This window comes from Brachybacterium sp. SGAir0954, from assembly GCF_005490785.1.
GTDB lineage: Bacteria > Actinomycetota > Actinomycetes > Actinomycetales > Dermabacteraceae > Brachybacterium > Brachybacterium rhamnosum.
In genome coordinates this window covers 289,372-309,456 of sequence record NZ_CP027295.1, presented here as the reverse complement: position 1 = coordinate 309,456, position 20,085 = coordinate 289,372, and the positions used below count along the sequence as shown (strand labels likewise).

General features: G+C 74.6%; 18 protein-coding genes. 9 read left to right on the top strand and 9 right to left on the bottom strand.

Going from position 1 to position 20,085, the window contains the following annotated elements:
• Positions 1-13 precede the first annotated feature (13 nt).
• The 3 genes from C1N80_RS01350 to C1N80_RS15370 form a co-directional block, all read right to left on the bottom strand.
• The gene (locus C1N80_RS01350; protein WP_137769121.1) at positions 14-619 is read right to left on the bottom strand and encodes a DinB family protein; all 606 of its coding nucleotides are present in this window, start codon (positions 617-619) and stop codon (positions 14-16) included.
• A gap of 344 nt (positions 620-963) precedes the next feature.
• Complete coding sequence (locus tag C1N80_RS01345) at positions 964-2,010, bottom strand: bile acid:sodium symporter family protein (protein WP_137769120.1); 1,047 nt, start codon at positions 2,008-2,010, stop codon at positions 964-966.
• A gap of 91 nt (positions 2,011-2,101) precedes the next feature.
• Positions 2,102-2,338, bottom strand: a complete 237-nt coding sequence (locus tag C1N80_RS15370; protein WP_168197984.1) for a hypothetical protein — start codon at positions 2,336-2,338, stop codon at positions 2,102-2,104.
• A 184-nt stretch (positions 2,339-2,522) separates the two neighbouring features.
• Here C1N80_RS15370 and C1N80_RS01335 point away from each other — a divergent pair, with 184 nt between their 5' ends.
• Positions 2,523-4,751, top strand: a complete 2,229-nt coding sequence (locus tag C1N80_RS01335) for a glycosyltransferase family 39 protein (protein ID WP_137769118.1) — start codon at positions 2,523-2,525, stop codon at positions 4,749-4,751.
• Between the two features lie 11 nt (positions 4,752-4,762).
• A complete protein-coding gene (locus C1N80_RS01330; protein ID WP_137769117.1) occupies positions 4,763-5,956 on the top strand; it encodes a bifunctional glycosyltransferase family 2/GtrA family protein in 1,194 nt (397 codons plus the stop codon).
• A 42-nt stretch (positions 5,957-5,998) separates the two neighbouring features.
• On the opposite strand, the gene C1N80_RS01325 is transcribed toward C1N80_RS01330, so the two are convergent.
• The 5 genes from C1N80_RS01325 to C1N80_RS01305 all read right to left on the bottom strand — a co-directional run bounded on the left by C1N80_RS01325 (position 5,999) and on the right by C1N80_RS01305 (position 11,095).
• On the bottom strand, positions 5,999-7,525 hold the full coding sequence (locus tag C1N80_RS01325; protein ID WP_137769116.1) for a glutamate--cysteine ligase: 1,527 nt from the start codon (positions 7,523-7,525) through the stop codon (positions 5,999-6,001).
• Positions 7,526-7,607: 82 nt separating this feature from the next.
• The gene (locus C1N80_RS01320; RefSeq protein WP_137769115.1) at positions 7,608-8,921 is read right to left on the bottom strand and encodes a prolyl oligopeptidase family serine peptidase; all 1,314 of its coding nucleotides are present in this window, start codon (positions 8,919-8,921) and stop codon (positions 7,608-7,610) included.
• Between the two features lie 112 nt (positions 8,922-9,033).
• Positions 9,034-9,444 carry a hypothetical protein gene (locus C1N80_RS01315; protein ID WP_137769114.1) on the bottom strand — a complete coding sequence of 137 codons (411 nt, stop codon included), beginning with the start codon at positions 9,442-9,444 and terminating at the stop codon, positions 9,034-9,036.
• Between the two features lie 2 nt (positions 9,445-9,446).
• Positions 9,447-9,740 carry a hypothetical protein gene (locus tag C1N80_RS01310; RefSeq protein WP_137769113.1) on the bottom strand — a complete coding sequence of 98 codons (294 nt, stop codon included), beginning with the start codon at positions 9,738-9,740 and terminating at the stop codon, positions 9,447-9,449.
• Between the two features lie 56 nt (positions 9,741-9,796).
• A complete protein-coding gene (locus C1N80_RS01305) occupies positions 9,797-11,095 on the bottom strand; it encodes an MFS transporter (protein ID WP_240811193.1) in 1,299 nt (432 codons plus the stop codon).
• A 287-nt stretch (positions 11,096-11,382) separates the two neighbouring features.
• Between C1N80_RS01305 and C1N80_RS01300 the strand changes: the two genes are divergently transcribed.
• The 7 genes from C1N80_RS01300 to C1N80_RS01270 all read left to right on the top strand — a co-directional run bounded on the left by C1N80_RS01300 (position 11,383) and on the right by C1N80_RS01270 (position 19,669).
• The gene (locus tag C1N80_RS01300; RefSeq protein WP_137769112.1) at positions 11,383-12,093 is read left to right on the top strand and encodes an NUDIX domain-containing protein; all 711 of its coding nucleotides are present in this window, start codon (positions 11,383-11,385) and stop codon (positions 12,091-12,093) included.
• Positions 12,094-12,131: 38 nt separating this feature from the next.
• Positions 12,132-13,439, top strand: a complete 1,308-nt coding sequence (gene nadA, locus C1N80_RS01295) for a quinolinate synthase NadA (protein ID WP_137769111.1) — start codon at positions 12,132-12,134, stop codon at positions 13,437-13,439.
• Positions 13,436-15,028 (top strand): L-aspartate oxidase, encoded by a 1,593-nt coding sequence (gene nadB / locus C1N80_RS01290; protein ID WP_240811192.1) that lies wholly within the window; start codon positions 13,436-13,438, stop codon positions 15,026-15,028. Before nadA ends, nadB begins: the two co-directional genes overlap by 4 nt.
• Positions 15,028-15,882 (top strand): carboxylating nicotinate-nucleotide diphosphorylase, encoded by an 855-nt coding sequence (gene nadC, locus C1N80_RS01285; RefSeq protein ID WP_137769110.1) that lies wholly within the window; start codon positions 15,028-15,030, stop codon positions 15,880-15,882. The genes nadB and nadC overlap by 1 nt, the downstream gene beginning before the upstream one ends.
• 13 nt (positions 15,883-15,895) lie before the next feature.
• The gene (locus C1N80_RS01280; RefSeq protein WP_137769109.1) at positions 15,896-17,011 is read left to right on the top strand and encodes a cysteine desulfurase family protein; all 1,116 of its coding nucleotides are present in this window, start codon (positions 15,896-15,898) and stop codon (positions 17,009-17,011) included.
• 32 nt (positions 17,012-17,043) lie between these two features.
• A complete protein-coding gene (locus C1N80_RS01275) occupies positions 17,044-18,282 on the top strand; it encodes an NAD(P)/FAD-dependent oxidoreductase (RefSeq protein ID WP_137769108.1) in 1,239 nt (412 codons plus the stop codon).
• Between the two features lie 148 nt (positions 18,283-18,430).
• Positions 18,431-19,669 carry an MFS transporter gene (locus C1N80_RS01270; RefSeq protein ID WP_137769107.1) on the top strand — a complete coding sequence of 413 codons (1,239 nt, stop codon included), beginning with the start codon at positions 18,431-18,433 and terminating at the stop codon, positions 19,667-19,669.
• A gap of 10 nt (positions 19,670-19,679) precedes the next feature.
• Here the strand turns inward: C1N80_RS01270 and C1N80_RS01265 are convergent, their stop codons facing one another.
• Entirely contained in the window at positions 19,680-20,075 is a 396-nt protein-coding gene (locus C1N80_RS01265; protein ID WP_168197973.1) for a hypothetical protein, read from the bottom strand.
• Between the last annotated feature and the right edge of the window lie 10 nt (positions 20,076-20,085).

Genomic DNA, 20,085 nt, shown 5'->3' with positions numbered 1-20,085 from the left:
GGGGAGCGGCGGCTCAGAAGGAGTCGGCGATCGCCTGCAGCCGGGCCCGGTAGGCGACGAGGTCGTAGTCCGCGCCGGGCAGGTTGTCCCCGGCGCCGCGCAGCCCGGCGGCGCCGTCCACCTGCTCCCGGAGGATGTCCGCGTGCCCGGCGTGGCGGGCGATCTCCGTGGCCACGTGCACGAGGATCCGGTGCAGGGTGACCTCGCCGCGCTCGCCCCACCAGGGCACGTGCCCGGCCGCGTCGAGGGGCAGGAGGGCGATGGTCTCGTCGGCGAAGGCGCGCACCCGCGCGTACGTCGCGAGCACCTGCACGGCGCTCTCCTCGGGGCCGACGACCCAGTCCGCCTGCGGATCGGCGTCGACCGCCTCCTCCGGCACGAGCTCCTCGGGTGCCGGGTAGGTGCGGCCGAAGGTCTCGCCGAAGTAGCCAGCCTCGACGTTCGCCATGTGCTTCACGAGGCCCAGCAGCGTGGTGCCGGTGGGGGTGCGGGGCAGGCGCAGCTCCCGCTCGGGGAGGCCCTCGACCTTGCTCACGAGGGCCGTGCTCGCCTCGCGGAGGTAGCGGTGCAGGGTGTCCTTGGCGTCGTCGCGCGGCGGGGTGGGATCCGGTGTCGTCATCGGGACAGTGTGCGCCGAGAGGGGTGACAGGACGTGTCCGCACAAAAAGGTGCCCCGGCTCGTCCCCACGAGCCGGGGCCATCCCTTTCCCCCGCGTCCCGGAACCGTGGACTCTGCCTCCTCCTCAGTCAGCAGGTCCTCCGTGACGCGATGGGATTACTACACACGGGCTCCCGGAAGGTTCGCTGGAGCACCCCTGCCAAGAACCTGAGAGCGGGTGCCCCCAGCTGGGCAGGCGCTGGCCATCGCGGCATCACCGCAGGTCAGCGGCTTATGCGTGAACGGGGGATCCGGCGGAATGTGACCCAGCACACCGGGCCTGAATCGGGCGGGATCGGCGTGGATCAGGCGTCGGTGGAGGGGGTCCCAGCGCGCGCCGGCGTCGCGGCGTCGTCGTCCGTGCCGAAGCGGCGGTAGATCATCGCGAGCACCGCGCCGGAGAGGTTGTGCCAGATCGAGAACACGGCGCCCGGCAGCGCCGCGGCGGGCGAGAAGTACTGGGCGGCGAGGCCCGCGGCGAGGCCCGAGTTCTGCATGCCCACCTCGATCGAGACGGTGCGGGCGGAGCGCACGGGCTGCTTGAGCACGCGGGCGAAGCCGTAGCCCAGGAGGTAGCCGAGCACGTTGTGGAGGATGACGGCGAGCAGCACGACCGCGCCGGCCTCGAGGACCTTGTCCGCGCTGTTGCCGACCACGGCGAGCACGACCATCGCGATGGCGATCGTGGAGAGCCAGGGCAGCACCGGCAGGATCCGGTCCACGACCTTCGACAGCAGCAGGCGCACCACGAGGCCCAGCACCACGGGCACGAGCACGATCTTCACGATCGACAGCGCCATCTCGCCGCCGTTGACCGGCATGTACTGACCGGCGAGCCACAGGGTCAGCAGCGGCGTGAGGATCGGGGCGAGCAGCGTGGAGATCGAGGTCATCGTGACCGAGAGCGCCGTGTCCGCCTTGGAGAGGTAGCTGATGACGTTCGAGGAGGTGCCGCCGGGTGCGCAGCCCACGAGGATCACGCCCGCGGCGAGCTCCGGCGGGAGCTGCAGCAGCACGGTCACGCCGAGGCCCAGCAGCGGCATGATCACGTACTGGGCGACGACGCCGATGAGCACGGGCAGCGGGCGGCGCACCACGAGGGCGAAGTCGGGGATCGTCAGCGTGAGCCCCATGCCGAACATGATGATGCCGAGCAGCAGGTTCACGTAGGGGACCAGCTGCTTCGTGGTGTCCGGCAGCAGGAAGCCGGCCGCGGCGGCCGCGAGGACGAGCAGCGGGAACACCGTCACGGCGATGCGCGCGGAGCGGTCCTCCTTCGCGCGGTCGGCGGCGGCGCCGGCGGGGGAGGAGCCGGAGGGGGTCGAGGAGGGGGAGGGGGAGTTCTCGGTCACCCGCTCACGATAGGGCGCCCGCCCAGGATCCGAGACGAGATCTCGGATCCTGGGCGGGCCTCAGGCGCGGTGCGCCGCGGCGGGCGGCGCCTCAGCCGCGGTGGCGGCGCACGCTGCGTGCGAGGCGTGCGGGGACGGCCGGCTTGCGGCCCGCCCACTCCACCGGTGAGAGCGCCGGGGCCGACGCGGGCGCCGCGGCGGCCGGTGCGCCGTCGGCGGCAGGGCCGACGGGGGCGCCGTCGGCGATGTCCTCGGGGTCGACGGGGTCGACAGCGGGGTGGACGCCGACGGTCGGGGCGGGAGCGTTGTGCACGGTGGAGAAGGCCATGGCACGACGGTGCGACCGCGAGCTGTCGATCCGCTGTGCGGGGCACGGGCCGGGCGTGGGCACGGCGACCTCCGGCTGCGGGCGTGGTGAGCGTGGTCACCGCGCCACCTGCGCCGATGGGCTCTCATCAGCACCATGGGCGCCGCACAGCAGATGCATAGGGTCCGCGCCGACGCTCGTGGACATGACGACCACACCTCCGTCCGTCGAGCCCTCGTCGGCCCCGACGACCCCGACCTCGACCGACGCCGCACCTCCCGCGCCGCCGGGCCGCGCGCACCGCGCCGGGCTCCGCGACCGCCTGCGCCCCACCGACCCCTGGTGGGCGGTCGCGGCCTTCGCCGCGCTGCTCCTGGGCACCGCCGTCCTGTACTTCTGGAACCTCACCGTCAACGGCTACGCCAACGAGTTCTACGCCGCCGCCGCGCAGGCCGGCTCCGAGAGCTGGACGGCCTTCTTCTACGGCTCCCTCGACGCGGGCAACGCGATCACGGTGGACAAGCCCCCGGCCTCCCTGTGGTTCATGGCGATCTCCGTGCGGATCCTGGGGCTGAGCTCCTTCGCGATCCTGCTCCCGCAGGTGCTCATGGGCATCGCGACGGTCGCCGTCGTCGCCCGCACCGTGCGCCGCCACTCCGGGATCGGCGCCGGCCTGCTCGCCGGGCTCGCCATGGCGCTCACCCCGATCGCGGTGCTCATGTTCCGCTTCGACAACCCCGACGCGCTGCTCGTGCTGCTCATGACCCTCGCGGCCGCGGCGACCCTGCGGGCGATCGAGAAGGGCTCGATCCGCTGGATGGCGGTCGTGGGCGCGCTCATCGGGTTCGCCTTCCTCACCAAGACCCTGCAGGCCTTCCTCGTGGTGCCGTTCTTCGGCCTCGCCTGGACGCTCTTCGCGGCGACGACCCTGCGCCGCCGCATCCTCGGCCTGCTCGCGGCCGTCGCCGCGCTCGTGGTCGGCGGCGGCTGGTGGGTCGCGATCGTCGAGCTCGTCCCCGAGAGCTGGCGGCCCTACGTGGGCGGCAGCCAGACGAACTCCTTCCTCGAGCTGACCTTCGGCTACAACGGGTTCGGCCGCCTCACCGGCGACGAGACGGGCTCCGTGGGCGGCGGCGGTGGCGGCAACAGCGGCGGCGGCTGGGGGAGCACGGGCCTGCTGCGCATGTTCGGCGACTCCAGCGGCGGTCAGATCTCCTGGCTGCTGCCCGCCGCGCTGCTGCTGCTCGTCGCCGCCGTCGCGCTGCGCTTCCGCGCCCCGCGCACCGACCTGCGCCGCGCCGCGCTCATGGTGTGGGGCGGCTGGCTGATCGTCACGATGCTCGTGTTCAGCTTCATGGCCGGCATCTTCCACGACTACTACACGGTGGCCCTCGCCCCCGCGATCGCCGCCCTCGTGGGCATCGGCGCCGGGGAGCTGTGGGAGCGCCGCGGCCGCTGGTGGGTGCGCGCGATCCTCGCGCTCGTCATGCTCGTGACCGCCGCCTGGGGCTGCGTGCTCCTCGAACGGACCGGCGCCTACCCGGTCGCGCTGCCGATCGTCGTCGGCGTCACCGGCGTGCTCGCCGCGATCGGCATCGTGCTCGCGCCGCGGCTGCGGCGCAGCATGCTCATCGGCGTCGCGGCGCTCGCCCTCATCTCCGCCTTCGCGGGGCAGGCGGCCTTCGCCGCGAACACGGTGAGCACCGCGAAGACCGGCTCGATCGTCACCGCCGGCCCCGCCTCCCAGGGCGGCATGGGCGGCGGTCCCGGGGGCGGCATGCCCGGTGGCGGCGGTCAGGGCGGGGGCCCCGGCGGCGGCATGGGCGGAGGCCAGGGCGGCGGCCAGCCGCCCAGCCAGACGGGCCAGGGGCAGGGCCAGATGCCCGCCGCGCCCGGCGGCCAGACCGGCCAGACGCAAGGCCAGGGCCAGACCGGCCAGTCCCAGGGACAGACCGGCCAGATGCCCTCCGCTCCCGGCGGGCAGTCCGGCACGGGCGAGACGGCCACGGGCGGCGCCGGCGGAGGCGGCGGCATGAGCGGCCTGCTCGACGGCGAGACCCCCTCCCAGGAGGTCGTCGACGCGCTGCTCGAGGACGCGGACCAGTACACCTGGGTCGCCGCGACCATCGGCTCGCAGAACGCCGCGGCGCTGCAGCTCGCCACCGAGCGGCCCGTCATGGCGATCGGCGGCTTCAACGGCAGCGACCCGAGCCCCACCCTCGCCGAGTTCCAGCAGGACGTGGCCGACGGCGAGATCCACTACCTCGCCACCAGCAGCGGCTTCGGCGGCCAGCAGAACGGCGGCGCGGACACGGGCTCCGAGATCCAGGAGTGGGCCGCGGAGAACTACGAGACCGTCACCATCGGCGACACGCAGTTCTACGACCTCACCCAGCCGCTCTCCGGGGCCGACGCCACCGGGACGGCCTCGTGAGCGCGGGCGCCGTGACCGACCCCCGGCCGCAGGTGGTCGCCGAGCCGCCCGTCGGCACGACCGTCCTGGACGTCGTCGTGCCGGTGCTGAACGAGGCCCACACCGTCGGCGCCTGCGTGCAGCGGCTCCTGGGGCACCTCGAGGCGACGTTCCCGTACCCCTACCGGGTGACGATCGCGGACAACGGCTCCGACGACGGCACCGCGGAGATCGCCCGCGAGCTCGCCGCCGCCCACCCCGAGGTCGCCGTCGTCGAGCTCACCGAGCGGGGCCGGGGGCGGGCGCTGCGCCGCACCTGGTCCGACTCCGACGCGCTCGTGCTCGCCTACATGGACGTGGACCTCTCCACGGACCTCGACGCGCTGTGGCCGCTCGTCGCGCCGCTGATCTCCGGGCACAGCGACCTCGCGATCGGCACGCGCCTGCACCGCTCCTCCCGGGTGGTGCGCGGCACGAAGCGCGAGTTCGTCTCCCGCTGCTACAACGCCCTGCTCTCCGTGCTGCTGGGCGCCGGGTTCACCGACGCCCAGTGCGGTTTCAAGGCGATCCGGGCGGACGTCGCCGCCGAGCTGCTGCCCCTCGTCGAGGACGACGCCTGGTTCTTCGACACAGAGCTGCTCGTGCTCGCCGAGCGCTGCGGGCTGCGTATCCACGAGGTGCCGGTGGACTGGTACGACGACCCCGACTCCCGGGTCGACGTCGTCGGCACGGCCCGCGACGACCTGCGCGGGGTGGCCCGCGTGCGCCGCTCCCTCACCTCCGGCCGCCTCCCCGTGGAGGACATCCGTGCCCGCATGGGGCGCACGCGGCCCTCGCACCAGACCGGCGGGCAGGTGATCCGCTTCGCGCTCGTCGGCGGTCTCACGACGGTCCTGCACCTGGGCGGCTTCGCGCTGCTCCACGCGCTGGGGCTGCTGGGCTCCCAGGGCGCGAACCTCACGGCCCTCGTGATCGCGACCGTCGTGAACACCGCGCTGAACCGGCGCTGGACCTTCGGGGTCCGCTCGAAGGAGGGGGCGCTGCTGCACCAGCTGCAGGGATTCGCGATCCTGGTGCTGACCTGGGCGCTCACCGCCGGATCGCTCGCCGTGCTGGGCGGGGTGTGGCCCGCCGCGCCGACCGGCGTGCAGACCGTCGCGCTCTTCGCCGCGACCGTGATCGCCACCGTCACGAAGTTCGTCGTCATGCGGCGCTGGCGGGACTGAGCCGCTGAGCGGTCAGGGTCCCGCGGGACGGGGCCGGGCGGCTCAGACCCGCGGGGTGCGGGCGGGGACGGGCCACTCGTGCACGGGGTCCCCGGAGTCGACGCCCGCGCGGTAGCGGCGGGTCATCTCCGCGAGCGCCGCAGGGCGGTCCATGCCGCGCAGCTCGAGCGAGGTGACCGTGTCGATCTGCCAGCGGGCGCCGTTGCGGCCGGAGCGGGCGCGCGCGGTGAGGATCGACTCGTAGCGGTCCACCACCGCCGAATCCGCGCCGAGCTCCCGCAGGCCGGCCATGGCCTGCGGGATCAGCTGTTCGAGCAGCAGATCGGCGACGCGCACGCGGCCCGTGACCCGCGGCCAGCGGATCCGCGCCTCGAGGCCCCAGCGGGCGCACTGCTGGAAGGCGTCGTCCGCCTGCTCGAAGCTCATGCGGGACCACAGCGGTCGCCGCTCGAAGACGAGCGCGTGGACGATCCCGTAGAAGAACGCGGCGTTCGCGGCCATGTCCGCGGCCGTCGGCCCCGCCGGCAGGAGACGGTTCTCCAGCCGCAGGTGGGGGACGTCCGTGCCGGGATCGTAGATCGGCCGGTTCCAGCGCCAGACGGTGCCGTTGTGGAGCATGAGCTCGTGCAGGCGCGGCGAGGCGCCCTCGGTGAGCAGCGGCTCCTCCGCCATCTGCCGCGACTCGGGGATGAGCGCCGGGAACAGGCGCACGTTCTCCTCGAAGAGGTCGAACATCGAGGTGATCCAGCGCTCGCCGAACCAGACGCGCGGCCGCACGCCCTGGGCCGCGTACTCGGGCGGCCGGGTGTCGAGGGCCTGCACGAAGGCGGGGATGCGGGTCTCGTGCCACAGCCGCTTGCCCAGCAGGAACGGGGAGTTCGCGGCGAGGGCGACCTGCGGCCCGGCGATCGCCTGCGCCGCGTTCCAGGCGGCCGCGAACTGCTCGGGCGGGACCTGCAGGTGCAGCTGCAGCGAGGTGCACGCGGACTCCGGGGCGATCGAGTCGAAGGTCGCGTCCAGGCCCTTGCCCTCGCCGTTGATGCGCAGCGCGATCTCCTCTCCGCGCGCCTCGAGCACGCTCGCCTCGAGCGCCGCGTAGCGGTGGCCGGGTGCGCGCCACTCCTCGCCCTCGTAGAGCTCGGCGGAGATCGTGGGGAGGTGGCCGACGGGCACCACGCGCGCCCCGTGCTCCTGCGCCGCGGAGTCCGCGCGCTGCATGCGCTCGCCGAGCGACCGCTCGAGATCCGCGAGGCCGCGGCCGTGCGGGGCGGAGACGGGGAGGTTCGCCTCGACGTTGTAGCGGCCGATCTCGTGCGTGAAGTCGCCGTCGTCGGCGTCGGCCCCGGCGCGCTCGGCGAGGGTCGCGAGGACGTCGTCCGCGGTGAGCGAGGGCGCCATGGTCTCGGCGTCGGCGAGGTTCAGCTCGAGCTCGACCCCGATCGTGCCCTCGTCGACGAACTCGGCGGTGTCGAGGAAGGTCTCGAAGAGGTCGAGGTTCCTCCGCAGCTCGTGGCGGTAGTGCGTGCGCTGGCCGCGCGTGTACTCGGTCGAGCCGATCTCGCGTCCCATGGTGACCTCCCGGCGGTGCGTGGATGCGCTGGCCAATCCTGGCACGCCGGGCGGGCCGATCGCGCCCCGCGCCCGCGGGCCGTCACCGGTGCTGGGCGGCCATCCACCCCCAGAGGCTCTCGCCCTCGGCGCGCGGGTCGTTGCGGGCGGCGTAGATCCAGGACCAGTGCCCGGGGTAGGAGACGCCGTCGTAGGTGACGTCGTCGTACAGGCTCAGCAGGGAGTCCTCGATGAGCTCGTGCGCGTGGACGGTGTTCGCCTGCGGGTCGACGGTGGTGTCGTCCGCGGCGGCGATCAGCCAGGTGGGGGTGCGGATGGCGGCGAGCTCGGCGTCGCTGACCAGAGGGTCGGTCGAGCCGTAGAAGGTGTCGACGACGCCGCAGATCGGGACGGCGGAGGCGAACTCGCCGCCGTTCTCGACCACCATCTTGAGTGTCATGTAGCCGCCGTTGGAGCATCCCATGACGTGGATGCGGTCCGGGTCCACCCGGCGGGTGCGCTGCACCTCGGCGATGACCTCGGAGACCAGCGGCGCGAAGGCGGGGCCGTCGAGCATCCAGGCGGAGGTGCACTGCGGGGCGACGACGTGCGCGCCGCCCAGGATCTCCTGCGCCTCGGCGGTCGCGGGGCCCAGGGCGCCGCGGTTCGCGCGCAGGTGGACCTCGTTGTCGTAGCGCACCGCACCGCCCTCGCCGATGCCGCCCTCGCCGCCGCCGTGGAGCCAGATGACGAGCGGGAGCGCGCGGGACCGCCCGCGGGTCGCGGGGGAGAAGAGGCGGTAGTTCATGCCCGAGTCGGTGACGTGGGAGGTGAAGGCGTCCACCTCGGGGGAGACGAGGTCGCCCTGGGTGAGCTCGCCGAGCCAGGCGGAGCCGGCGCCCTTGCCGTTCGCCGGCAGCGGGGAGTGCTGCAGGACGGTGTACTCGAGGTCGAGCTGGACGTTGCGGCCCTCGTCGGCCAGGTAGTCGAGCGTGGACGCGCCCTCGACCCCGTAGCCGTGCTCGAGGGTGATCGTCACCGTGCCCGCGCGGTCCACGGTGACGGCGGTGACCGTGCGCTCGGTGTCCACGACGACCGCACCGGAGACGGGGTTCGTGCCGCGCACGGAGACGGAGAAGGTCGAGGGGAGCGCGTCGCCGGCGAGCAGCCGGCCGCGGCGGGTGGCGTCGATGACCAGGGTGGTGACCTGCTCACCGCTGTCGAGGACCTCGCAGTGCAGGTCGAAGGTCGTGGAGCGCCCGGTGGGGCCGGTCGCCCGCGCGACGGGGGCGCCGGCGGTCGCGACGAGGCCCAGCGGCGCGGCGACGGCCGCGGCGGCGAGCACCGAGCGGCGCGCGGGGCGGCGCGAACCCGTGGGGTGGGCGGAACGAGCGGGACGAGCGGGGCCGACGGCCATGCGAACTCCTGTGTCCGGGGGTGACCGGGGAATGGTGAAACGTGTCACCTGAGGGGAGAACCTAGACCTCGGAGGGGTGGAGGGCAAGTGCCGCGGGCCCGCTGTGGACGGGTCAGTCGTGGTCGGGGTCGCGGCGCGCGGTCAGCAGCCACAGGGCGAGCCGGAGCGCACCGACGCACACGGCGAGGAAGATCCCGATGACGAGCATGGTCCCGACCTCGTTGCCGCGGAGGCGGCCGTCGATCCGGGACATCACGAGGCCGAAGAGCATCGGGAGGGTGATCAGCAGGCCGAGTGTCACGGGGATGGCGACGAGGGGGTGCACCTTCCGGCGCAGGGCCGTGAGGTCGGTGTCGGGGGCCGGCGCGGTCGCCACGGAGGCCCGGGCGGGGGCGGGCACGGACGGGGCCACCGAGGTGACACCGGCCATGGCGGTCGCCCGGGCGGCGAGGATGTCGACGAGCGTGAAGGCCCGGGTGAGCTGATCCGTCGAGCCGACCTTCAGCCACCGCGTCCCGAGCACGGTCAGGTCCCGCCGTTCGCCCGGGCGAAGGCGTCCAGGCGGGCGGACGACCTCACGGGGACGGCGAGGATGCCGAGCACCCCGAGGCCGAGGGCGAGCAGGATCGTCAGGAACCAGAGCACGCCTGCCTGCGCGTGCATCCCGAGCGCGGCGGGAAGTGCGATCGTCGGGGCGAGCACCATGAGGGCGCCGCAGGTGACGCCCATGAGGAGCTGGGGGTCGCTCGCGAGAGCCCGCCACCACGACGCCACGGGGACTCGTCGGCGGAGCGGCGTGAGGTCGAGGTCGTGCTGCATGGAGGCCCTTCATCGGCGGCGCCGCCCCCTGCGACGCCGCAGAAGACCCTCGAGGATCAAGCCTCCAGCCTGCCCATCCGTCCGGCGCCGATCGCGGCGGCGAGGGTCACGACGGAGAGGGCGATCAGCACGAGCGCCGGGTGCCACCAGGCCTGCCCGGTGAGGCCGCCGAGCGCACCGGTGAGCAGCGGGACGAAGCCGCTCACGGTCGCCGCGACCGCGTAGGCGACGGAGAGCGCGGAGGCTCGGAAGCGGCCGGGGAACATATCGGCCATGAGCCCGCCGAGCGCCGCCCACGACATGGTGGGCAGGATCCCGCCGATCACCATCATCGCGACGAGCACGCCGAAGGTCGCCGAGCCCAGCAGCGCGTACATCGGCAGGGCGATGAGCGCCGTGCCCGCGGCGCCGATCGCGACGACCAGCCAGGAGCTCGTGCGGGCCGCGAGCGCCCCGAACAGGGGCACGGTGACCAGCTGCAGCAAGGCGCCGATCGTCGCGGCCGTCAGCAGCTCGGTGTAGGGGAAGCCGAGCACGGCTGCGCCGTAGTTCATCGTGTACGTGTTCATGAGCGCGTAGGAGCCGATGCCCAGCTGGGCGGCACCGATCGCGAGCACGAGGGCCAGCGGCCGCGAGCGCAGCAGCTCGGAGACGGGCATGCGCTCGCGACGCTTCTCGCGGGAGAGCCGCGCGAACTCGGGGGTCTCCTCGACCGTACGGCGCAGGTACAGCGAGATGAGCAGCAGTGGGAAGGCGATGAGGAAGGGCACGCGCCAGCCCCAGTCCGCCATCGCCTGCTCCGTGAGGAGCGTGGGCAGCACGAGGAACAGCGCCGCGGAGAGGATCGAGCCGATCGGTGAGCCCAGCTGGGGGATCGCGGCGGCGAAGGCGCGGCGCACCGGGTGCGCGTGCTCGGTCGCGAGCAGCACGGAGCCGCCCCATTCCCCGCCCAGCGACATGCCCTGCGCGAGGCGCAGCACCACGAGTCCGATCGCGCCGAGCCAGCCGGCCTGCGCATAGGTGGGCAGCAGGCCGATCAGGCCGGTCGCGACGCCCATGATCGACACGGTCCACAGCAGCGTGGCGCGCCGGCCCAGGCGGTCGCCCATGTGGCCGAAGAGGATCGCGCCCACGGGGCGGATGACGAAGGAGACGGCGATCGTGCTGAAGGAGGCGAGGGTGGATCCGGCCGGGCCTAGCGGGTCGAAGAACAGCGGGCCCACGAAGAACGCCGCGAAGTAGGCGTAGAGGTAGAAGTCGAACTGCTCGAGCGCGGTGCCGATCATCGAGGCGGCCGCGATCCGGCCGGGCCTGCGGCTGCCGGGTGCCGGGCGCGCGGGGGCGGTGGTGGTCATGGTCCTCGCCTTCTGCCGTGCGCGGGCCTTCGGGCCCCGGGGCGGACGGCCCCACCGAGCCTAGGGAGGTCAGACGGCGGATGGGGTGCGGGGCGACGGGCCTCACACGCCGCGGGCGGCGAGGGGAGCGGGCGGGTCGGGGCGCCGTCGGTCCGGGGAGTTCGAGTCATCGGAGCTGTGATCCGGATCACGAGATCTGGGTCATCCCTCCGGCTTCTGGTCCGCCTGAGCCTAAGCTCCTCGCCACACGTAAAGGTGCCGGTGACTTTAACAGGAGGTGGACGGCCATGAGCGATCCCGCGACCCCGGACGAGCAGCAGCGCGTCGCGCTCGCCGTCTCCACGGTCATCTTCGCGCTGCGCCCGCACCCCACCACGCGCCGCCTCGCCGTGCACCTCCCGCTCGTGCGCCGCATCCGCGCCCCTCACCAGGGGCGATGGGCGCTCCCCGGGGGCCCGCTCGGGGCCAGCGAAGGGCTCGGCGCCGCCGCGAGCCGCACCCTCGGGGAGACCACCCGGCTGCGCCCGCGCTACCTCGAGCAGCTCTACGCCTTCGGCGGCCCGGACCGCGCCCCGAGCGCCGCCGAGCGCACCGTCTCGATCGTCTACTGGGCGATGGTGCGCCCGGAGGAGGCCGACGCGGGCGTGGCCGGGGTCAACGTCCAGTGGTTCCTCGCCGACGAGCTGCCCGAGCTCGCCTTCGACCACAACCTCATCGTCGAGTACGCCCTGTGGCGCCTGCGCAACAAGCTCGAGTACTCCCGCATCGCTGCCGCCTTCCTCGGGGAGACCTTCACCCTCGCCGAGCTGCGCGGCGTCCACGAGGCCGTGCTGCAGCGACCGCTCGACCCCGCGAACTTCCGGCGCCAGATGGAGGCGTCGGGCCGGCTCGTCCCGACCGACGAGTTCCGCACCGGCGGGCGGCACCGCCCCGCCCGGCTGTTCCGCCACGACGAGTCCATCCACCTCGCCGACAACGGCCCGCTCACCCGGGCCTGACCCGCCGTCCCACCACCCCTGAACCACGGAGGCCACCGATGACCACCACCGCCTCGGTCGAGCTCACGCTGCGCGACATCTCCGCCGGCGCCGCCGCCGGCAGCTCCTGCTCCACCCGCCTGCTCGACGCCCCCTGGGACGTGGACCGCGAGGACCCCGGCTACGGTCCCGGCGCCTCGATGGCCGATGCGATCCCCGCCGTCGCCCCGCGTCAGGGCGAGATCCCCGCCGAGTACCGCGAGGCGGGCGCCGAGGAGCTCGACCGTCGGATCCGCGCGGCGAAGGCGGAGCTCGGCGACCGCGTCGTCGTGCTCGGCCACTTCTACCAGCGCGACGAGGTCGTGCAGTACGCCGACTACGTGGGCGACTCCTTCCAGCTCGCGACCGCGGCGAAGGCCCGCACCGAGGCGGAGGCGATCATCTTCTGCGGCGTGCACTTCATGGCGGAGACCGCGGACCTCCTCTCCACCCCCGAGCAGGCCGTGATCCTCCCGAACCTCGCCGCCGGCTGCTCGATGGCGGACATGGCGGACATCGACCAGGTCGAGGAGTGCTGGGAGCAGCTCATGGAGGTGCTCGAGGACGAGGGCGCCGACGGCGACGCTCTGGCTCCCGTCATCCCGGTGACGTACATGAACTCCTCCGCCGCGATCAAGGGCTTCGTGGGCCGCCACGGCGGCATCGTCTGCACCTCCTCGAACGCCTCCACCGTGCTCGCCTGGGCCTTCGAGCGGGGCCGCCGCGTGCTCTTCCTGCCGGACCAGCACCTGGGCCGCAACACCGCGAAGGCCATGGGGACCGGCCTCGACGAGATGGCCATGTGGAACCCGCGCCGGCCGCTCGGCGGCAACGACGAGCAGACCGTGCGCGACGCGAGGGTGCTGCTCTGGCACGGCTTCTGCTCCGTCCACAAGCGCTTCACCGTCGCCCAGATCGACAAGGCCCGCGCCGAGCACCCGGACGTGCGCGTCATCGTCCACCCCGAGTGCCCGATGGAGGTCGTCGACGCGGCCGACGAGGCCGGCTCGACGGACGTCATCCGCCGCGCGATCGAGGGCGCGACGGAGCCGACGACCTTCGCGATCGGCACCGAGATCAACCTCGTCCAGCGGCTCGCAGCCCAGCACCCGCAGCACGAGATCTTCTGCCTGGACCCCGTGGTGTGCCCGTGCTCGACGATGTACCGCATCCACCCCGGCTACCTCGCCTGGACGCTCGAGGCGCTGCTGCGCGGCGAGGTCGTCAACCAGGTGAGCGTCTCCCCGCACGTCGCCGAGCCCGCCCGCGTGGCCCTCGAGCGGATGCTCGCCGCGAAGCCCGCGCCGCTCGCCGGGAGCGCCCGGTGACGACCCGCGGGGCGCCGCACGCCGACGTCCTGCGCGCCGAGGTGCTGATCGTCGGCTCCGGGATCGCCGGGCTCACCGCTGCCCTCGAGATCGACGGGGACGCGGACGTGCTGCTCGTGACCAAGGGCGCGCTCGCCGCGGGCGCGACCCTCCACGCTCAGGGCGGGATCGCCGCGGCCGTCGGCCCCGGGGACACCGCCGCCGACCACGCCCGGGACACGCTCGCCGCCGGGGCCGGCCTCGCCGAGGAGGCGGCCGTGCGCCTGCTCTGCGAGGAGGGGCCCGCCGCGATCGCCCGCCTCGTGGAGCGCGGCGTCGTCTTCGACCGGGACGAGGACGGCGCCCCCGCGCTCGGCCTCGAGGGCGCCCACGGTCGCCCGAGGATCCTCCACGCCGGGGGTGACGCGACCGGCCGCGCGATCGAGCTCGCGCTCGTCGCCTCCGTGCGCGAGCGCGGGATCCGCGTGCTCGAGCGCACCGCGCTGGCGGACCTGGTCGTCCACGACGGGCGCGTGCGCGGGGCGCGGCTCCTCGGGGCCGACGGACGCTCGGTACTGGTGCGCGCCGGAGCGGTGCTGCTCGCGACCGGCGGCGCCGGCCAGCTCTTCGCCCACACCACGAACCCGCAGGTCGCGACCGGTGACGGGGTCGCGGCAGCGGCCCGCGCGGGCGCGGCCCTCGCGGATCTCGAGCTCTACCAGTTCCACCCCACCTCGCTCGCCGTGCCCGGCGGCTTCCTCGTCTCCGAGGCCGTGCGCGGGGAGGGCGCGGTGCTGCGCGACGCCGACGGCCGACGCTTCCTGCCCGCCGTCGATCCGCGCGCCGAGCTCGCCCCGCGGGACGTCGTCGCCCGCGCGATCGCGCGCACCATGGCCGCCCAGGGCGGGCTGCCCGTGCGGCTCGACGCGACAGGGATCGGCGGGGACCGGCTGCGCGAGCGGTTCCCGACGATCGACGCCGCTGTGCGCGCCGCGGGCCTGGACTGGGGGCGCTCGCCGATCCCCGTCACCCCCGCCGCCCACTACTGGATGGGCGGGATCCGCACGGACCTCGACGGCCGCACGAGCCTGCCGGGGCTGCTCGCCGCAGGGGAGTGCGCCCGCACCGGCGTGCACGGCGCGAACCGCCTCGCCTCCAACTCCCTGCTCGAGGGTGCCGTGCTCGGCGCGCGCGCCGGGGTCGCCGCCGCGGAGGACGCCGCCGCCGTCGCCGTGGCGGAGGCCGCGGACGACGGGGCCGGGTCGGGCCCCGCTGCCGCTGCCGCTGGTGCCGGGGGCCCCGTGACCTGGACCCGTGCCGATCTCCAGCAGCTGATGTGGTCCCGTGCGGGCCTGCTGCGCAGCGGTGAGCAGCTCCGGGAGGCCGCCGCGGTGCTCGAGGGCTGGCAGGCCCCCGCGCCCCGCACGATCAACGCGCTCGAGGACCGCAACCTCCTCGAACTGGGCCGCCTGCTCGTCGCCGCGGCGCTCGCCCGGCCGCGCTCCGTGGGCGCCCATCACCGCCTCGACGACCCCTGCGAGGCCGCGACCGTCGGCCCCGCCGGCACGTCCGCCGCTCCCGCCTCCCTGCACCCCCTGGAGACCCGCTGATGCTCACCCGCGCCCAGATCGACCCCGTCGTCACCGCCGCCCTCGCCGAGGACGCCCCCTGGGGCGACCTCACCGGTCAGGTGTTCCTGCCCGCCGGCGCGAGAGCCGCCGCGCAGCTCGTGGCGCGGGAGGACGGCGTGCTCGCCGGGATCGACGTGCTCGAGGCCGCCTTCCGCCTCACCGACGGAACCGTGCAGGTCACGCCTCGGGCGGCCGACGGCGACCGCTTCCCCGCCGGCACGGTGCTCGCCGACATCACCGGCCCCGCCCGGGCCGTCGTGCAGGCGGAGCGGGTCGCGCTGAACCTCGTCCAGCGGCTCTCCGGGATCGCGACCCGCACCCGCGTGCTCGTGGACGCGGTCGCGGGCACGGGCGCCCGCATCACCGACACCCGCAAGACCACGCCCGGCCTGCGCGCCCTCGAGCGCCACGCCGTGCGCTGCGGCGGCGGCGTCAACCACCGCTTCTCCCTCTCCGACGCCGTCATGGCGAAGGACAACCACCTCGCCGTGCTCCGCGAGCAGGGCATCGACCTCACCGCCGCGATCCTCCGGGCGCGCGAGCAGCTGGGCCACATGACCCGCATCGAGGTCGAGGTGGACCGCCTCGACCAGATCGAGCCGGTGCTCGCGGGCGGCGTGGACGTCATCATGCTCGACAACTTCTCCCTCGAGGACCTGCGCCGCGGCGTCGAGCAGGTCGCCGGTCGCGCGATCGTCGAGGCGAGCGGCACGATCACCGAGGAGACCGTCGCGGAGGTCGCCCGCACCGGCGTCGACATGATCTCCTCCGGCGCGCTCACCCACTCCGTGCGCAGTCTCGACCTGGGGCTCGACATGGCCGTCTCCGCGTGAGCGGGAGCCGCGCGTGATCTACCTCGACGCCGCCGCGACGCTGCCCGTGCGGCGGGAGGCCCTCGAGGCGGCCTGGCCGTACCTGACCGGCACCTTCGGCAACCCCTCGAGCCATCACGCGGTGGGGGAGGCCGCCGCCGCGGGGCTCGAGGACGCCCGCCGCCGGGCCGCGGCCGTGCTCGGCGCGCGCCGCAGCGACATCGTGTTCACCGCGGGCGGGACCGAGGCCGCGAACCTCGCGATCAAGGGCCTGGCACTGGCCTCCCCGCGCGGGAAGCATCTGGTCACGTCCCCCCTCGAGCACGAGGCGGTGCTCGAGTCGGTCGACTTCCTGCGCCGCGTGCACGGCTTCTCGGTGACCGTCGTGGACCCCGGGACCGACGGCGTCATCACCCCCGCCGCACTCGGGGACGCGCTGCGGGAGGACACGACGCTCGTCTCCCTCGCCGCCGCGAACAACGAGATCGGTGCTGTCTCCGATGTCGCGGCGCTGGCCGCGGTCGCCCACGACGCGGGCGCGCTGTTCCACACCGACGCGGTGCAGGCCGCCGGGTGGATCGACCTGCGCGGGCTCGGTGCGGACGCCCTCACCCTCGCGGGCCACAAGATCGGCGCCCCGAAGGGGACCGGCCTCGCGATGATCCGCGGCCGCCTGCCGATCGAGCCGCTCGTCCACGGCGGCGGGCAGGAGGGTGGTCGACGCTCCGGCACGGAGAACGTCGCCTTCGCGGTGGCGCTCGCCGTCGCCCTCGAGCTCGCGGAGGCCGAGCGGGAGGAGAAGGCCGCGCGGATCGCGCCGCTGCGGGACCTGCTGCTCGAGGCCGCCGAGCGCGCGGGGGCCGTGCTCACGGGGCCACGTGAGGCGCGCCTGCCGGGTCACGCCTCCTTCCTGGTCCCCGGCCGCAGCGGCGAGTCCGTGCTGCTGGACCTCGAGCGGCGCGGCGTCGTCGCCTCCTCCGGTTCCGCGTGCGCCGCCGGCAGCGACGAGCCCTCGCACGTGCTCACCGCCCTCGGCATCGACCGGGAGGCCGCGCAGACCGCCGTGCGGCTCACCCTCCCCGGGGACCTCACCGCCGCGCAGGCGGAGCAGGCGGTCGGTGCCCTCGCGGCGGTGCTGGGCGAGGGCTAGGGTGGCGGCGTCCGCCTCGCGAAGGAGCCACCATGACCTCGTCATCGCCCGCCCTGCAGAGCAGCTACGACCACGTCGTCGTCGGAGGCGGCATCGCCGCGGACAAGGCCGCCCGCGCGATCCGCGAGCAGCAGGAAGGGGCGAGCATCCTGCTCGTCTCCGCCGCGGAGGACGGCCCCGTGTACCGGCCCGCCCTCACGAAGGACCTCTGGACGGGAGAGGACCCGGACCCCGCCTCGCAGGACCTCGGCACCGCCGATGACACCGGCGCGACCCTGCTCACCGGCACCGAGGTCACCGCGATCGACCCGCAGGCGCGCACCGTCACCCTGAGCACGGGGGAGAGCGTCGGCTACGGGGAGCTGCTGCTCGCGACCGGGTCCGCCGCGCGGGCCCTCGACGGCGCCCCGGAGGACCCGCGGATCGTGACCCTCCGCGAGGTCGCCGACTACCGCCGCCTGCGCGAGCTCGTGGGCGAGGGCACCGAGGTGGTCGTCGTGGGCGGCGGCTACCTCGGTACCGAGATCGCCGCCGGGCTCAGCGTCGCGGGCGCCTCCGTCACCCTCGTGATCTCCGGGCAGGCGATCGGTGAGAGCCTCTTCCCGCCCTCGATCACCGCGCACCTCGGGCGCGTGTACGGCGGCCACGGTGTGCGGCTCGAGAAGGGCTTCCGCCTCGCCGGCCTCGAGGCGGGGGAGCGCCTCACGCTGAGCGGCGAGGACGGCCGCACCCTCACCGCGGAGGTCGCCGTGCTCGCCCTCGGTGCCCGCCTGCGCACCGAGCTCGCCCGGGACGCCGGCCTCGAGCTCGACGATCAGGGCGCGATCGTCGTCGACCCCCACCTGCGCACCTCCGCCCCGCACATCCACGCCGCCGGGGACGTCATCCGCTTCGAGGACCCCCTGCTGGGCGCCCGCCACGTCGAGCACATCGACCACGCCGAGGCCTCCGGGACCGCCGCCGGGACGGCCATGGCGGGCGGGGACGCCGAGTACGCGTACACGCCGCTGTTCTACTCCGACCTCTTCGACGACGGCTACGAGGCCGTGGGCCGGCTCGACGGCCGCGGCGAGAACGTCGAGCTGTGGGACGAGGAGGGCGGCGCCGCCGTCGTCCACCACGTCGAGGACGGCCGGATCGTCGGCGTGCTGCTGTGGAACACCTGGGACTCCGTGCCCGCCGCCCGCGAGCTGATCGCGGACTCCCGCGACGGGAAGATCGACGTGGCCGACGTCGCCGCGCTGCGGGAGCGGATCGCCCCGGGCGGCTGAGCCGGCGAGCAGGGACCGCTGAGGGGTACCGGCGGACACTCCCTCGCGCCGTTGTGACGGAGGATCCTGGACGGTGACGCGGGCCCGTCGGCCCCGCCCGTCCCGCGTCACCGCGAGAACCCACCCTGCTCGACCCCCCTGGAGCCCCATGCCCGCCGCCCCCGCGCAGCCCGTCACCGCCACCGTTCCCGGGACGGAGCACCGCGCCTCCCCGCGCGCCCTCGTCGCCGCGACCCTCACCCTCGTGCTCGCCTTCGCGGTCTCCTCCTCACCGGTGCCGCTGTTCACGACCTACCGCCGGGCCGACGGCCTCACCGACGGGGACTTCTCCCTCGCCACGGTCGCCTACTTCGCCGGGACGATCCTCGCGCTGCTCGTGCTGGGCCGGCTCTCCACCCACCTGGGCCGCCGCCCGCTCGCCCTCGCCGCCGCCGCGCTGCTGCTCGCCGGGGCGCTGGTCATGCTCCGCGTGGACTCCCTCGCCCCGCTCGCCCTGGGCCGCTTCCTCTCGGGCCTCGGCTGCGGGATCGCGAGCAGCGCCGTCATGAGCTACGTGGTCGACGCCGCACCCCGCCGCCCCGCCTGGCTCGCCACGATGATCACATCGCAGTCCCCGATGGTCGGGCTCACCCTCGGGGCGCTCGGCTCCGGGCTGATCGTCGAGCACGGCCCGCGCCCCACCACGACCGTGTTCCTCGTGGGCGCGGGCGCGATGACGCTGTGCCTGATCGCGCTCGCGATCGCCCCGGAGACCGGCCCGCGCCTGCGCGGCGCCCTCGCCTCCCTCCGACCCCGGGTCGCCGTGCCCGCCGCCGCCCGCCCGCTGCTGCCGGCGCTCGCCGCGGTCGTCGTCTCCACCTGGGCGATGGGCTCCTTCTACCAGGCCTTCGGCCCGTCGGTCGTCGCCGACGGCCTCGGCACCGACGACGCCGTCGTCTTCGCGGTCGTGTTCTCCGCCTACATGCTGCCGAGCGTGCTCGGCGCGCCGATCGGCGGGCGGATGCGCGCCGCGACCGCGCAGCGCACCGGCATGACCGTCTTCGCGATCGGAGTGCTCGGCGTGCTCACCGCGCTCGCCCTCGACAGCGTGGTCCTGTTCATCGCGGCGAGCGTCGTCGCGGGCGCAGGCCAGGGCATGGCGATGAGCGCGAGCGTGCGCTCCGTGCTCTCCACCGCGACCCCCGCGGAGACCGCCCCCACCATGGCCGCCGTCTACCTGCTCTCCTACAGCGGCGCGATGGCCGCGAGCCTGATCTCGGGCCAGCTCACCCGCTGGTACGGGGTGGAGCAGATCGTCATCGGCTACGGGGTGCTCGCCGTCGCCGCCGCCGTGGTCACCGCGCTCTGCGCCCGCGAGCCGCGGCCCGTGGAGGCCCCCGCGGCGTGAGCGCCCGGGCTCAGCGCCGGGAGGGCTCGCGCGGGCGGGCGTCGAGCCGGAAGGCGAGGAGCAGCAGCGCCGCCACGACGATCAGCAGCGGGAACCACAGCGGCGCGTGGATGCTCTCGATCACGAGCGCGGAGAGCACCGCCAGACCGATGACCCCCACGAGGATCATCCGCGAGGCGACGGGCGTGGGGGCGGCGCCCGCCCGCGGCAGATCCGCCCGCCGGATCGCGATCCCGTAGACCAGCAGCCCCGCCGCGAGCAGCGCCACCATGACGACCACCCGCGCCACGCCGTTCGGGATCAGCCACGGCGCGTACGGCATGAGCACGCCTCCCGCGAGGAGCAGCGAGGTGACGGCCTGCCCGATCCACCGGCGAGTGCTCGTCGACGCCTGCTCCGTGCTCATTCCCGGCCTC